The organism is Priestia sp. Y58, from assembly GCF_029522095.1.
Lineage (GTDB): Bacteria > Bacillota > Bacilli > Bacillales > Bacillaceae_H > Priestia > Priestia megaterium_E.
On sequence record NZ_JAKWFL010000004.1, the window covers coordinates 423,974 to 437,858 of the forward strand.

General features: G+C 37.6%; 13 protein-coding genes and 1 riboswitch. Of the genes, 7 read left to right on the plus strand and 6 right to left on the minus strand.

The features are described 5' to 3' along the window. Window positions 1-127: 127 nt before the first annotated feature. Entirely contained in the window at window positions 128-1,273 is a 1,146-nt protein-coding gene (locus MMB68_RS15460; protein ID WP_025749346.1) for a THUMP domain-containing class I SAM-dependent RNA methyltransferase, read from the plus strand. A gap of 41 nt (window positions 1,274-1,314) precedes the next feature. Here MMB68_RS15460 and MMB68_RS15465 read toward each other — a convergent pair whose 3' ends face one another. After that, entirely contained in the window at window positions 1,315-1,443 is a 129-nt protein-coding gene (locus MMB68_RS15465; RefSeq protein WP_013056148.1) for a hypothetical protein, read from the minus strand. A 173-nt stretch (window positions 1,444-1,616) separates the two neighbouring features. On the opposite strand from MMB68_RS15465, the gene MMB68_RS15470 reads away from it, so the two are divergent. Then, a complete protein-coding gene (locus MMB68_RS15470; protein WP_277549155.1) occupies window positions 1,617-2,111 on the plus strand; it encodes a hypothetical protein in 495 nt (164 codons plus the stop codon). A 34-nt stretch (window positions 2,112-2,145) separates the two neighbouring features. Here the strand turns inward: MMB68_RS15470 and MMB68_RS15475 are convergent, their stop codons facing one another. From MMB68_RS15475 to MMB68_RS15490, 4 genes are read right to left on the minus strand one after another with little or no spacing between them, the layout of a single operon-like run. Then, window positions 2,146-2,958 carry a carbohydrate ABC transporter permease gene (locus MMB68_RS15475; protein WP_221785626.1) on the minus strand — a complete coding sequence of 271 codons (813 nt, stop codon included), beginning with the start codon at window positions 2,956-2,958 and terminating at the stop codon, window positions 2,146-2,148. A gap of 14 nt (window positions 2,959-2,972) precedes the next feature. After that, a complete protein-coding gene (locus MMB68_RS15480; RefSeq protein ID WP_277549156.1) occupies window positions 2,973-3,926 on the minus strand; it encodes a carbohydrate ABC transporter permease in 954 nt (317 codons plus the stop codon). After that, window positions 3,910-5,157: an ABC transporter substrate-binding protein gene (locus MMB68_RS15485; protein ID WP_277549157.1), complete on the minus strand. Its 1,248-nt coding sequence runs from the start codon at window positions 5,155-5,157 to the stop codon at window positions 3,910-3,912. Before MMB68_RS15485 ends, MMB68_RS15480 begins: the two co-directional genes overlap by 17 nt. 36 nt (window positions 5,158-5,193) lie before the next feature. Continuing rightward, the gene (locus MMB68_RS15490) at window positions 5,194-6,285 is read right to left on the minus strand and encodes an ABC transporter ATP-binding protein (protein WP_277549158.1); all 1,092 of its coding nucleotides are present in this window, start codon (window positions 6,283-6,285) and stop codon (window positions 5,194-5,196) included. Window positions 6,286-6,617: 332 nt separating this feature from the next. Between MMB68_RS15490 and MMB68_RS15495 the strand changes: the two genes are divergently transcribed. The 5 genes from MMB68_RS15495 (at window position 6,618) to MMB68_RS15515 (ending at window position 12,809) form a co-directional block, all read left to right on the plus strand. Next, complete coding sequence (locus tag MMB68_RS15495) at window positions 6,618-6,797, plus strand: hypothetical protein (protein WP_013056154.1); 180 nt, start codon at window positions 6,618-6,620, stop codon at window positions 6,795-6,797. A 224-nt stretch (window positions 6,798-7,021) separates the two neighbouring features. Next, a complete protein-coding gene (locus tag MMB68_RS15500) occupies window positions 7,022-8,959 on the plus strand; it encodes an ATP-dependent DNA helicase (protein ID WP_025749341.1) in 1,938 nt (645 codons plus the stop codon). A 124-nt stretch (window positions 8,960-9,083) separates the two neighbouring features. Then, on the plus strand, window positions 9,084-10,601 hold the full coding sequence (locus MMB68_RS15505) for a carboxypeptidase M32 (protein WP_277549159.1): 1,518 nt from the start codon (window positions 9,084-9,086) through the stop codon (window positions 10,599-10,601). A gap of 97 nt (window positions 10,602-10,698) precedes the next feature. After that, window positions 10,699-10,800: riboswitch (purine riboswitch) on the plus strand. A 103-nt stretch (window positions 10,801-10,903) separates the two neighbouring features. Next, window positions 10,904-11,497, plus strand: a complete 594-nt coding sequence (locus MMB68_RS15510; RefSeq protein WP_116515516.1) for a xanthine phosphoribosyltransferase — start codon at window positions 10,904-10,906, stop codon at window positions 11,495-11,497. A gap of 1 nt (window position 11,498) precedes the next feature. After that, complete coding sequence (locus tag MMB68_RS15515; protein ID WP_013082372.1) at window positions 11,499-12,809, plus strand: nucleobase:cation symporter-2 family protein; 1,311 nt, start codon at window positions 11,499-11,501, stop codon at window positions 12,807-12,809. Window positions 12,810-12,916: 107 nt separating this feature from the next. Here the strand turns inward: MMB68_RS15515 and MMB68_RS15520 are convergent, their stop codons facing one another. Beyond that, entirely contained in the window at window positions 12,917-13,777 is an 861-nt protein-coding gene (locus tag MMB68_RS15520) for a LysR family transcriptional regulator (protein ID WP_277549160.1), read from the minus strand. Window positions 13,778-13,885 lie beyond the last annotated feature (108 nt).

The window sequence follows — 13,885 nt, forward strand, 5'->3', positions numbered from 1 at the left end:
CTGGCTCTGTCAAGAGCGAGCAGTTTTTGCATTTTAATAAAAAGACGGAGAAAGCTTTGACTAAGGCGCATGTATATGGTACTTTTACACTTAGTGTAGATAATTAGAAACAAAATGAGGTTGAAAAATGGCGAAATATAAAATTATTGCAACAGCAGCAATGGGAATTGAAGCACTGGTCGCTAAAGAAGTGCGTGCTTTAGGATATGACTGTGAAGTAGATAATGGCAAGGTTATCTTTGAAGGAGACGAGCTCGCAATTGCTCGCTGCAATTTATGGCTTCGTACAGCAGATCGAATTAAAGTGCAGGTTGGACAGTTCAAAGCTCGTACGTTTGATGAGCTTTTTGAACAAACAAAAGCATTAAATTGGGGAGATTATTTGCCCGTAGATGCACAGTTTCCTGTATCAGGAAAATCAGTTAAATCTAAACTTTTCAGCGTATCAGATTGTCAAAGTATTGTGAAAAAAGCAATTGTTGACAGCATGAAAAAACATTATAACAAAACAACAGGCTGGCTCGAAGAAACAGGGTCAACGTTTAAAATTGAAGTAGCGCTATTAAAAGATGTTGCTACATTAACAATTGATGCAAGCGGTGCAGGACTTCATAAGCGCGGTTACCGCGTAGGACAAGGGGAAGCTCCTTTAAAAGAAACGCTGGCAGCGGCTTTAATTATGCTAACGCCGTGGAATGCGGATCGTCCGTTTGTCGATGTTTTTTGCGGTTCTGGTACAATTGCTATCGAAGCAGCGCTTATCGGTCAAAATATCGCACCAGGGTTTAACCGTGACTTTTTATCAGAAGAGTGGCCGTGGATGTCAGCAAGTATTTGGGACAAAGCGCGCGAAGAAGCAGAAGACTTAGCGAACTACGACCAAGTGCTAGATATTGCTGGTCATGATATTGACCATCGTATGGTAAAAGTAGCGGAGCAAAATGCATTTGAAGCTGGACTTGGAGATTTAATTCAATTTAAACAAATGCAAGTGCGCGATTTTACGACGCCGAAAGAATATGGAATCATTATTGGTAACCCTCCGTACGGCGAACGTTTAAGTGATCGTCCTTCTGTTGAAAAAATGTACGCTGAAATGGGCGAAGCGTTTTCTAAGCTTGATACTTGGTCGATTTATATGCTTACATCTCATGAACAGTTTGAACAGTATTACGGTAAAAAAGCGACGAAAAAACGCAAATTATTTAACGGATTTATCAAAACAGACTACTATCAGTACTGGGGACCTCGTCCTCCACGCAACGACCAATAATAAAAAGCCAAGCGGTGTAGAAACCGCTTGGCTTTTTTACGTTATTTCTTTTTTAAACCGCGATAAGCTAGCATTCCAAACATGCCTATCCCGAGCACGACAATTAATAAAATAAACCAGAACGTGGCATTAAGCAGGTATTTGTATAGTCCGTCATAATAATCATGCATGTACTCACCCCATTATGTTTTTTTATAGTATGGGCGAGTAGCAGGGCAATATATGTATTCATTTCTTTTCAATAGCAGGCTTAAAACGAGAAATGATTAGCTTATTTCTAACATATTTACGAAAGGAAAATCTCATACTAAAACCTAAGAGGTGATAACTAAGAGGTGATAAAATGAGAAAAAATCGATCAGCACGGGTTTTTGGCGGGATGATGCTTCTTTCATGGTTAACCATCCCTTTTATAGGACGACAGCATATTAAGCGTTATTTATCATCTACTATGTTTATTTCCTTTTTGATTATGGTTGAAAGCTATATTGCTGAAAAAAAGAAGTGGTGGATATTCCCTAATCCTCCTCATCCATATCTAACAGGTGAAGCTGCTTTACTTTTAGGTCCATTTTTAGCAGGTTCTTTATGGATTAAAAAGTTCACATACGGCCATTTTGGAAGGTATATGTTATTAAATGCAATCGTAGATACATTTTTTGTTTATCCTTTTCAACGAGCTATGAGCCGTGCAAAGCTTTTTAGGCTAGGCACATTTAAAGAGTACCATTTGCTAGGTATCTTTCTATTGAAAGCTGCTTTAATGTACGTTTACCAACATCTAGTAGTAGAGAAACCAAAACCTCAGCGTGATTTAAAAAATAATCCTATAGAATAAAGGGGCAGGCAGGGAAGCGTGATTTTCTTGCCTGCTATTTTAATGCCCCAGATGTCATTCCTGAAATGAAATGCTTTTGTAAAAACACGTACGCAATCAATAATGGAATAGAAGAAAGAACGACTGCTGAAAACAGCATAGGGTAATTAGTCAAAAATTCCCCTTGAAAGTCCAATAGTGCAATAGGCAGCGTTTTTACTTCTTTAGATTTTAACAATAGCAAAGGGAATAACAAATCATTCCACACAATCACAAACGAAAAAATTCCTACTGTAGCCATTGATGGTATTGAGAGTCGAAGAGCGATTTTTGAATATATTTTCCACTCTGACGCTCCGTCCATCCGAGCAGCTTCGAATAGTTCCTTTGGCAAAGTTTTCATAAACCCCGTTATAATAAAGACACCGATGGGAAGCAAGAAACTTATGGAGACGATAATGACGCCTGTTAGTGTATTGACGAGCCCAAGCTTATTCATCAGCAAAAAGACAGGAATCATATTGACTTGAGTAGGAACAATCATTCCGCAAACAAAAAAGCCGTATACAATCCATCCAAGCTTTTGAGGCAGCTGAATAATAGCGTAAGCAATCATGCTTGAAAACCATAGAATAAAAAACGTGCTAAAGACGGTAACAATCACGCTATTTTTAATATAGCCAAAGATGGGTTCATTGACGAGCAGCTGTTTATAATTTTCAATATTCCAGCCTGCTGGTAATCCGATTGGGTTGCTGTAAAGCTCGGGCGTTGTTTTAAAGGTTGTTAATACAACCAAGCTTAAGGGCAACAGAATGATTAAACCGTATATCCCTAAAATCAGTTGTCTGAATGGGTTTTGTTTCATAAAAGAATCTCCTTTTACATTTTGGTCAAACGAAGTACGCGAAATTGAAGAAACGTTAAAAGAGCAATCACAATCATAAATACAACTGAAATGGCAGAGGCATAGCCGAAACGAAAATTAATAAAAGCTTCGTGATAAAGCAGTGTCGAAAGAATTTCAGTTGAGTTGGAGGGACCTCCATTTGTCATTGCAATGATTAAATCAAATGCTTTAAAACTTTGTATGGTTGTATAAGCTACAACCATTGTTGTAGCTGGAGCTAAAAGAGGCCATGTAATGCGCTTGAATTTTTGCCATCTTGTTGCTCCATCAATACTAGCAGCTTCATATAACTCACTGGGAATAGCTTGAATTCCAGCTACAAAAATAATAAGCATTTGACCAGTATGTGCCCAAAATTGTACAAAAGCCAAGCTGTAAATGGCGATATGTCCATTTCCAATCCAAGACTGGGTCCAATGCTCAAGGCCTATTTTACTTAAAAATAGGTTAACTCCTCCAATGTTGGGGTCATACATAAAGTTCCACGTGAAGGCAATCGACACGGACGAAATAATCGTCGGTACAAAAAAGAGTGAACGATAAAATGTATTCCATGCAGAATTTTTATAAAGCAAAAGTGCAAAGCCTAAGCTCAATAATGTTTGAAAGATCAGCACGCCAATTGTGAACTTTAAGTTGTTTGTAAGAGACTGCGTAAAAATAGCATCGTTTGTTAAAATTTCTTTGAAGTTTTGAAACCCTACAAATGAGAACTGAGAAGACAACCCATCCCAATCAGTTGTGCTTAAAAATAAAGCAGAAAGCGTTGGCAATGCAAAGAAAACAGTATATATGATAAAACCGGGAAGTAAAAACAACCATAGATGCCTGCTTTTAGAGATACTTTTAAATGAAAAGAGAGGAAAAGAGAACGAAGGGGTTCTCTTTTCTTCTTCTTGAATAGACGTATTAGTTTTTAGCGACACGTTCTACCTCTCCTTGTGCTTTTTCAGCAGCTTTTTTCGCTGACATACCGGATAGTACGTCCTGTACAGATGTTTCAACAGCTTTTGATACGCGCTCATTTAAAATTGTAAATCGAGGTTGGAAGACCGTTTTTTTGTCTTTCCATTTTGCGCTTTCTTTGAGCTCAGGTGAATCATATTTCACGTCTTTGACCGTTAATAACTGGCCAGTAGCATTCGCATACTCAGAAGAAATCTTTGGATCTGCAAGGAAAGTTAAAAATTTCTTAGCAGCTTCTTTGTGTTTTGATTTTTCAGCAACACCTAATAAGAATGTCGTGGTATGAACACCTTCGTATTTTGCTTTATCTTGATCCACTGTAATCGGTGCAAGCAAACCTTGATCAATCTTCGGATTTTGCTGTTTGACTGTAGCCATCATATAAGAACCTTGAGCAAGCATTGCACCTTTTTCCTGAGCAAAAAGTGCTGCAGCACTTTCTTTTTTCGTACCAAGAGCATCTTTTTGGAAGTAACCCTTGTCATTTAATTCTTTAATTTGAGATAGGGTTTTGATAAACCATTCATCCGTTAGCTTGCGCTTGCCCGTTTCTACTTCGTGAAGGGCGTTGTTCGTAGGTTCATTATTCATAATCATTGGATTAATAAATTGAGAAGGACTTACGTCTCCAGAAAATAAAATCGGCGTGTATCCATTTTTCTTTAATGTTTCAGATGTTTTTAAAAAGCTATTCCAATCTTTAGGAACATCTAAATTTAGTTTTTCAAAAATCCCTTTGTTATAGACAGGGATGTTATAGACTAGCTGATAAGGAAGAGCATATTGCGTATTATCCGCTTTACCCGCTTGGATTAGCTTTTCGTCAAATTTGCTGAGTAAATTTTGGTCGTCCAGCTTTGCAAAACCGTTTGCTTTGCGAATCGTTTCAAATTGACTTCCTGGAAAACTAGCAAATACATCGATACCTTCTCCAGATAATAGAGATCCTTGAATTTGTGATTGATAGGAATCAGAAGGAAAGACGGTCATTTCTACATGGATATTTGGATTTTTCTTTTCAAATTGTTCAATGATAGAATCAAAAGCTTTCGAATCTTCTCCTCGCCAATGCGTAAAGTTAATGGTTACTTTTTTAGAAGAGTCGCTGCTGTCGCCGCTTGTTGAACTGTTTTTGCTGCAGCCGGCGATGATCACGGTGAGCATTGCTAACAAAATTAATAATTTTTTCATTTTAGTTCCCCCATTTATAGAATTCTCTTTAGATAGTTATTGGTCAATTTTGATACGGTTGGTAGATGCTTGCTCAAAGAAATGAGCATGATTCATTTGAAAATGAAATGGAAAGTGCTGATGAACTTGAATATGTTCATCCCCAGGGATTTTAGCCACAAAGAGCTGGTCTCCTAAACTGCTGTATAGTATGTACTCTGCTCCTAATAACTCAGACACATCTACCGGTAATGAAATATGAGGAGCATCAGAAGAGGCCCGCGTAATATGCTCAGGTCGAATTCCTATAGTAATGAACTGATTATTGTAGCCTTTTTCATGTAACGAATGCATTTGATTTTCTGTCAGTTGAAACTCATGTTCACTGATGTGCAGTTTGCTGTTCACCACTTTTCCTGTGAAAAAGTTCATTCCCGGTGATCCTATAAAACTGGCTACAAACGTATTCTCTGGAGCATTATATACTTGCATAGGTGAACCTATTTGCTGAATTTTTCCGTCTTTCATAACTACAATTCTGCTTGCCATCGTCATCGCTTCTGTTTGATCGTGGGTTACATAAATAATGGTCGTCTGCAGCCTTTGATGAAGCTTACTGATTTCAGCACGCATTTGTACGCGAAGCTTCGCATCAAGATTAGATAAAGGCTCATCCATTAAAAAAATTTGGGCATTCCGTACAATGGCTCTTCCTAAAGCCACCCGCTGACGCTGCCCTCCTGATAACGCTTTTGGCTTGCGTTTTAAATAGGGTTCTAAGTCCAAGATACGAGCCGCTTCACGAACGCGATCATCAATTTCTTGTTTTGGGACTTTGCGGAGCTGCAACCCAAATGCCATGTTGTCGTAAACTGTTAAATGAGGGTAAAGCGCGTAGTTTTGAAACACCATTGCAATATCCCGGTCCTTAGAAGGTAAATCGTTTGCACGATCTCCATTAATAAGCAATTCTCCTTCTGTTATCGATTCAAGGCCGGCGATCATTCGGAGGGTAGTGGATTTGCCGCACCCTGAAGGTCCTACAAATACAATAAATTCTTTGTCTTGAATACGAAGATTGAAATTATCAACTGCAAGACTATCTTTTCCGTATTTTTTATACACATGCTGTAACTGCAGTTCTGCCATTTTTTCTCCTTTCAGCAGGCTTTTAAAATAATAAAAGCCTCTAATTGCACAGACGGATTGTACGTGTATCTGGCAATTAGAGGCTATCGGTTGACCGGTAAGCCTGTATTATGTAGTTTTGAGTGATTGAATCTGTAAGTAATTTTAAAATATATTATTCCTATAAGTCAAGTGAGAATTGAAATATTTTAATAAGTTCGATTATTTTCTTAAATGAAAGAATCCATTTATTAAGCCAGAGATGCTGGTTTTGAGAATAAAATAAACAGCTGGTGTATAGAATGATAGTATTCACTTTTATAGTAAGCACTACAGAGAGAGGATGTTTATAAATGGATAGAAACACGCAGTTCACTATGATTCGGCAAGCGTTGGAAAACAGCTATCATTTAATGCAGCAGGGAATAGAAGTGAGCGGAGAGACGCTTACTCAGCTGGAACAAGCAAAAGCCGAGTATGAAGCGGCCTTTTTATTGTCTCAGTCCACGGACTCAAAATTCCGCTGTAATTAATTTTTTAATAGCACTTATTCCGTTTGCGTTCTATACACTCAGCTTTTATACAAAAAGGTTCTGTCCTTACAGGCAGAACTTTTTTATGTTCAGCTCTTTTTATTGACATTTTAGATAAAGTAGTCAATAATTAAGTTTTGCTTACATGAGAAATTTACTAGATAAAAAGAAGTGAAGCTAATTTTTATTGATAGATATTTACATAAATAAAGGAGTCAGTATCGATGATGAGAGAGCGGTTGCCTTTTACAATTGAGCGGGATGAAAACTTTTTTGACAAATTAAATGAATGGATAGGTGATGTTTTTTACGATCATCTTCCAGACGCAGGGTTAGAACTTCGGGATGAACAAATTTTTATGGCTTTTCAAATCGAACGAGCTTTTAAAGAAAAAAATGTAATTTTTGCAGAAGCAGGTGTAGGAACAGGGAAAACTATTGTGTATTTACTGTACGCTATTTGTTATGCAAGGTATATTGGCAAGCCAGCTATTATTGCCTGTGCGGATGAAACATTAATTGAACAGTTAGTAAAAGCGGAAGGAGACATTGCCAAGCTCTCTGGTATTTTAGATATTAACATGGATGTTCGCCTAGCAAAATCTCAAGATCAGTATCTGTGTTTAAAGAAATTAGATGCTGTGACAGCACGAACGGATAATGAAAACATTGAAGAAATTTACGATACGCTTCCTGATTTTGTTCATGATCATAGCGGTATGCAGTCGTTCTATCACTACGGAGACCGTAAAGAATATCCTCATTTAACGGATGAGGAATGGAATCAAATTAACTGGGATACGTTTCAAGACTGCTCTTCCTGTGAGCAGCGTCATAGATGTGGCTTAACGCTTTCACGTGAGCACTATAGAAAAGCACATGACTTAATTATTTGCTCTCACGATTTTTACATGGAACACATTTGGACATATGAAGCCCGCAAGCGTGAAGGACAGCTTCCGCTTCTTCCTGAAAGCAGCTGTGTTGTATTTGATGAAGGTCACCTGCTGGAATTTGCTGCACAAAAGGCTTTAACGTATCGCATTCAAGAAGATACGTTAGAAAACTTGTTAACGCGTCTATTAGAAAATGACGTGCGAGAAGAATTTGCTGTGAAGATCGAGCACGCTATCGATGTGTATGCAATGTTCTTTGACCGTTTAAGTGAAGCAAGCACAGAAATCGTTGGTTCTAGCCGTAAAGAAGTAGCCCGAACAAACGGATTACAAAGTGTAGGAAAAGAACTTTTATCGTTGCTTGAACATATCGGAAACGAGCTTGTGTTTGAGAGTGAGACCTATACAGTAGACGAATATACGCTGCGAATTGTAGATGAGTATCTAGATCAAATTGATTATTCGCTGCGCTTATTTATGGACAACGAAAATGCCATCTACTGGGTAGAAGAAAATAACTGGCAGCTGACGTTGGTTATTATGCCGCAAGCAGTAAAAGACGTCTTAAAAGAACGAGTATTTGCGAAGAAAATACCTTATATTTTCACTTCTGCGACTCTTTCAGATAACCAATCGTTCGATTATTTAGCATATAGCTTAGGAATTGCAAAGCCGCTTTCTTTTTCCGTTGAATCGCCATTTGATTATGATGAGCAAATGAAAATTGCGGTAAAAAATGTTTCGGATGATCAAGAAGAAGCGTTTGCTGAAAAATTTGCCTTTGCTGTTGCACAGCTCGAAAAAACGAACGGACGAGCACTTTTACTGTTTAACAGCAAAGAAGAACTAGAGATGTTCAAAGAAGTTTCCAAAGAGTTAAATCAGTACACATTTTTATTTGAAGGCGATCAAGAAATCAGTAAATTAGTATCTCAGTTCCAAAGGGAAGAAGAAACGATTTTATGCGCTGTTCATTTGTGGGAAGGATTGGATATTCCTGGACCTTCGCTATCTAATGTAATTATTTGGTCTCTGCCGTATCCGCCAAATGATCCGGTCTTTGAAGCAAAGCGCAATCAAGTAGTCGATCCATTCTGGGATGCAGATATGCCGTATATGCTTCTTCGCTTAAAGCAAGGAGTTGGAAGACTGATTCGTTCTCATAACGATAAGGGTCTAATCACGATCTTTATGCCAAAAAGCACAGATTCAAAAGTGCGTTCAATCATTGAACAAAATGTCCCAACGAAAATAGAAAACATATAAAAAAGCGCGGTTGTAGCCGCGCTTTTTTATATGTATAATAGATTGAATATTCAGTTATATACATGCCGTTACTATTATGATAAAATAATTTATGGTGAAATAAGGAAAGTAAGGAGGAAAAACAATGAGAGAAGACATACAGAAAATTGAGAAACAGTTTTATGAATACATGAATAAAATCAAAAGTTATCACGAGGCAATCGGAGTGATGTACTGGGATTTGAGGACGGGTGCTCCAAAAAAAGGGGCGGATCAGCGTTCTGAAGTTATTGGCATGATGTCATCAGAAGCGTTCAATCTTTCGGTTTCTGATGACATGGCAGGTTTTATTGAGAAATTAACGAACCCTGAGTCACAGCCTTACATAAACGATATTACGAAAAAAGCAGTGGAAGAATGTAAAAAAGAATATGACTTAAATAAAAAGATTCCTCCGCATGAATATAAAGAATACGTTACATTAACTTCAAAAGCTGAGTCGGTTTGGGAAGACGCAAAAGAAAAAGCAGATTTTGCTTTATTTCAACCGTACCTCGAAAAAATTGTAGCGTTCAATCAGAAGTTTGTGGAGTATTGGGGGTATGAAGGAAACAAATATAACCGTTTACTGGACCTTTTTGAACCGGGGATGACGGTTGAAATTTTAGACGAGGTGTTTGGAAAGCTACGGGAGCATATTGTGCCTCTTGTTCAGCGAATCGCCGGGTCAAATACAAAGCCAAATACGGAATTTTTATTCCGTACTTTCCCAAAAGAGGCGCAAAAGCAATTTAGTCTAGACGTGTTAAAAACACTTGGCTATGATTTCGAAGCGGGGCGCCTTGATGAAACAGTCCATCCTTTTGCTACTGGCTTAAACCCGGGAGATGTGCGCATCACGACTAAATATGCTGAAAACGATTTTCGAACGGCTATTTTTGGAACAATTCACGAATGCGGCCATGCTTTATATGAGCAGAATATTTCAAAGGATCTTGTCGGTACAGTTCTATGTGAAGGTACTTCAATGGGAATTCACGAATCACAGTCGCTGTTTTTTGAGCAGTTTGTCGGTAAAAATAAGGCATTTTGGCAGCATCATTACGACGTACTAAAAAAGCATGCGCCGGGACAATTTGACGATGTAGATTTAGAAGATTTTTACCGAGGAGTAAATGAGGCGAAACCGTCTCTTATTCGTATTGAAGCAGATGAGTTAACGTATCCTCTTCATATTATGATTCGCTATGAGATTGAAAAAGGGTTAATAAACGGAGAATATAAAGTTGCAGATTTACCGGAAATTTGGAATGAGAAATACGAAGAATATTTAGGAGTTCGTCCAAGTCACGATGGAGAAGGCGTGCTTCAGGATGTACACTGGGCCGGAGGAAGCTTTGGGTATTTCCCTTCCTACGCTCTTGGCTATATGTACGCAGCGCAGTTTAAGCATACCATGTTAAAAGACTTGCCCAATTATGATGAACTCCTCGAAAAAGGAGAAATTTCGCCGATTACAAATTGGCTAACAGAACATATTCATCAGTACGGAAAAATGAAAAAGCCTCTTGAAATTTTAAACGATGTAACGGGAGAAGGCTTAAATGTAGATTATTTAATTCAGTATCTAGAAAAGAAATATGGAGAAATTTATCACGTATAAAAAGCGCTATAACCGAATATTATGTTTTGTATCACAAGTAAATGTTCGAAAATATCGTTTTTAGATATTTTCAAATAAAAGATTTGCTGATATAATACAATTAACTCAATAACGCACTCATATAATGACGAGAATAAGGCTCGTAAGTATCTACCAAACTACCGTAAATAGTTTGACTATGGGTGAGCGATGAAGTTTGTTTTTCACTTTTGTGCGTAAAAGCTCAAAGACATTGCTCTACTCATATACGAGTGCAGCTATGTTTTTGAGCTTTTTTAATACAAACGTTGGAGGAACGAACTATGAAAGCTTTGCAAAACAAAATTTTAACAGATGGTATCGTATTATCAGACACGGTTTTAAAAGTAGACACATTTTTAAACCACCAAATGGATCCTGTATTAATGAAAGAAATTGGAGAAGAATTTGCTTCGCGTTTTGAAGATGCAGGAATTACGAAGATTTTAACGATTGAATCATCAGGAATTGCTCCAGCGATTATGACCGCATTGAAGCTAAACGTTGAGATGGTGTTTGCTAGAAAAAGAAAATCTTTAACACTTCAAGACGGACTCATTACATCAAAAGTATATTCATTTACAAAAAAAGAAGAAAATGAAATTTCAGTTGCTGATAAATTTATTCAAGAAGATGACGTGATTTTAATTATTGATGACTTTTTAGCAAACGGCCAAGCTGCATTCGGCTTGATGGATATCGTGCAAAAAGCAGGTGCTAAAGTAGGCGGCATTGGTATTGTTATTGAAAAAGCGTTCCAAGATGGAGGAAAACAAATTCGTAAATCAGGCGTTAAAGTAGAATCATTAGCACGCATTCAGTCTTTATCAAATGGTAAAGTGACATTTGTTGAAGATAAACCAACAGTGGAGGTTTAATATGAATAAAGGAAAAGTCTTTTCACTTGGTTTACAGCATGTTTTAGCTATGTACGGAGGTGCGATTGTTGTTCCGCTTATTGTTGGAGGAGCCATTGGCTTGACTCAGCAGCAGCTTACGTATTTAGTGGCGATTGACTTATTTATGTGCGGTGTGGCAACGCTGCTGCAAGTGTGGAAAAATCGTTTTTTTGGAATTGGTCTTCCAGTTGTATTAGGGTGTACGTTTACTGCCGTAGGACCTATGATTTCAATTGGAGGTTCTTACGGCGTTTCCTCCATATATGGTTCTATTATCGTCGCTGGTTTACTCATTGTCCTTCTTTCTGCTTTTTTAGGTAAATTGGTTAAGTTTTTCCCTCCTTTAGTTACGGGTTCGGTTGTAACGATTATTGGAATTACGTTAATTCCTGTAGCGATTAAAGATTTAGCCGGAGGAGAAGGAAGTAAAGATTTTGGCAGCTTGAGCAATTTAGGTTTAGGTTTTGGCGTTTTGCTATTAATTATTGTTTTGTATCGATTTACAAAAGGATTTATGCGCTCCGTCTCTGTGTTATTAGGATTAGTTGTTGGAACAATCGCAGCTTCTTTTATGGGAAAAGTCGATTTTTCCGGCGTAAAAGAAGAAGCGTGGGTTCATATGCCACATGTGCTGTACTTTGGGATGCCAACTTTTAATATTATGGCCATTCTGACAATGTTCCTTGTTTTACTTGTTGGTATTGTCGAGTCAACAGGCGTTTATTTTGCTGTTAGTGATATTTGTAAAAAAGAAGTGGATGAAAAAGATTTATCTAAAGGCTATCGTGCAGAAGGACTGGCGATTTTATTAGGCGGATTTTTTAACGCATTTCCTTATACAGCGTATTCTCAAAATGTAGGACTTTTACAATTGTCAGGTGTTCGCACAAGAAATGTTGTATTTGCAGCGAGTGGAATTTTAATCGTTTTGGGTTTTCTACCTAAAATCGCAGCGGTGACGACGGTTATCCCGAGCTCTGTCCTTGGTGGAGCAATGGTAGCTATGTTTGGAATGGTAATCTCTTCAGGTATTAAAATCCTTAGTCAAGTTGATTTAGCAAAACAAGAAAACCTTCTTGTGATTGCATGTTCGGTTGGCATGGGTCTAGGGGTGACGGTTGTACCTGAACTCTTCAAAAACTTACCAGAGAGTCTTCAAGTTCTTACTGGAAGCGGTATTGTAATGGGGAGTTTTACAGCAATCTTTTTAAATATTGTCTTTAATATGATGAAATCACCACGTACGCAAGTTGCAGAAACAAAGTTAACAAATGAAGTAGTATCGAAATAAAAAGAGGCTAGGACAAAAATATTTTAGTTGAAAAGATCCGAACGATTAATCGTTCGGATCTTTTCATTGTTATGGAGAACATAGGCCTAATTTGGTCGTCTTTTCTATTAAGACCGTGTTTTAAAAAACAGTGTATAAAGCATTTTCCCCACATCAGGGTTTTTTGCCACTAATGAAATTTCTCTTTTGAATTTGAAGTCTGTAATAGGTAACGCTTTAATGTTTGAGCTTTGTAAATGGCGCATAAAAATTTCAGGGAGAATTGAAATACCTAAATTAGCTGAAATAAATCCCATAATACTTTGAGCAAATTCAATTTCATTGGCAATGGAAATTTTTAAGTTATGACGATTGTACGCTTTTTCTACTAGTGTCCGAACATCGCACCCTGGGGGGAGAACTACAATGGGTTCTTCTTTGAAATCTTCAAATGATACGCTTTCTTTTTCGGCTACCGGGTGCTGATCATTCACAAATAAATAAAAGTCTTCTTTGAACAATAGTTTTGACCAGTAAGTATGTTGAATCTCTCGATCATCAAATAAAGCCCCGTCAATTTGATTGCTTTCTAACTGCTCTAACAAATCATAATAGTGATGCGAGGTTCTTATATCAATATGGCGATTGTGGTCTTTAGCAGAAGCCAGTTGATAAGGTAAGTAAAAAGCAGCCATACTCTGCCACGTTCCGATAGTTAAATCACAAGCTTCTTGCGTAGACACTAATTTTTTTTGAAGAGCATGAACGCTTGAAAGTATGGATTCACCTTCTTGTAAAAGAATTTCACCTGCTGAGGTTAATTCTACTCCTGTAGCGGAGCGAATAAATAATGTTACTCCTAAATCTTCTTCTAGTTTTCTCATTTGCTTACTGAGCGCGGGCTGTGTCATATGCAGCTGTTCGCTTGCTTTGCTTAAGCTTTTTGTTTTGGCTGTTTCAATAAAAGACTCAAGCCATTCTGTTTTCATATTTATCACCTATAACCTTTTGTTATACCCATAGTATAGAAGGGAAGTTCTCATAAATCAACGAAGATGCTAGTGTATATAGTGTAGTTAACACAGCACAAAGAAATT

Coding starts and splice junctions, on each gene's coding strand:
- MMB68_RS15460 (WP_025749346.1), top strand. CDS start 128: ATGGCGAAATATAAAATTATTGCAACAGCAGCAATGGGAATTGAAGCA.
- MMB68_RS15465 (WP_013056148.1), bottom strand. CDS start 1,443: ATGCATGATTATTATGACGGACTATACAAATACCTGCTTAATGCCACG.
- MMB68_RS15470 (WP_277549155.1), top strand. CDS start 1,617: ATGAGAAAAAATCGATCAGCACGGGTTTTTGGCGGGATGATGCTTCTT.
- MMB68_RS15475 (WP_221785626.1), bottom strand. CDS start 2,958: ATGAAACAAAACCCATTCAGACAACTGATTTTAGGGATATACGGTTTA.
- MMB68_RS15485 (WP_277549157.1), bottom strand. CDS start 5,157: ATGAAAAAATTATTAATTTTGTTAGCAATGCTCACCGTGATCATCGCC.
- MMB68_RS15490 (WP_277549158.1), bottom strand. CDS start 6,285: ATGGCAGAACTGCAGTTACAGCATGTGTATAAAAAATACGGAAAAGAT.
- MMB68_RS15495 (WP_013056154.1), top strand. CDS start 6,618: ATGGATAGAAACACGCAGTTCACTATGATTCGGCAAGCGTTGGAAAAC.
- MMB68_RS15500 (WP_025749341.1), top strand. CDS start 7,022: ATGATGAGAGAGCGGTTGCCTTTTACAATTGAGCGGGATGAAAACTTT.
- MMB68_RS15505 (WP_277549159.1), top strand. CDS start 9,084: ATGAGAGAAGACATACAGAAAATTGAGAAACAGTTTTATGAATACATG.
- MMB68_RS15510 (WP_116515516.1), top strand. CDS start 10,904: ATGAAAGCTTTGCAAAACAAAATTTTAACAGATGGTATCGTATTATCA.
- MMB68_RS15515 (WP_013082372.1), top strand. CDS start 11,499: ATGAATAAAGGAAAAGTCTTTTCACTTGGTTTACAGCATGTTTTAGCT.
- MMB68_RS15520 (WP_277549160.1), bottom strand. CDS start 13,777: ATGAAAACAGAATGGCTTGAGTCTTTTATTGAAACAGCCAAAACAAAA.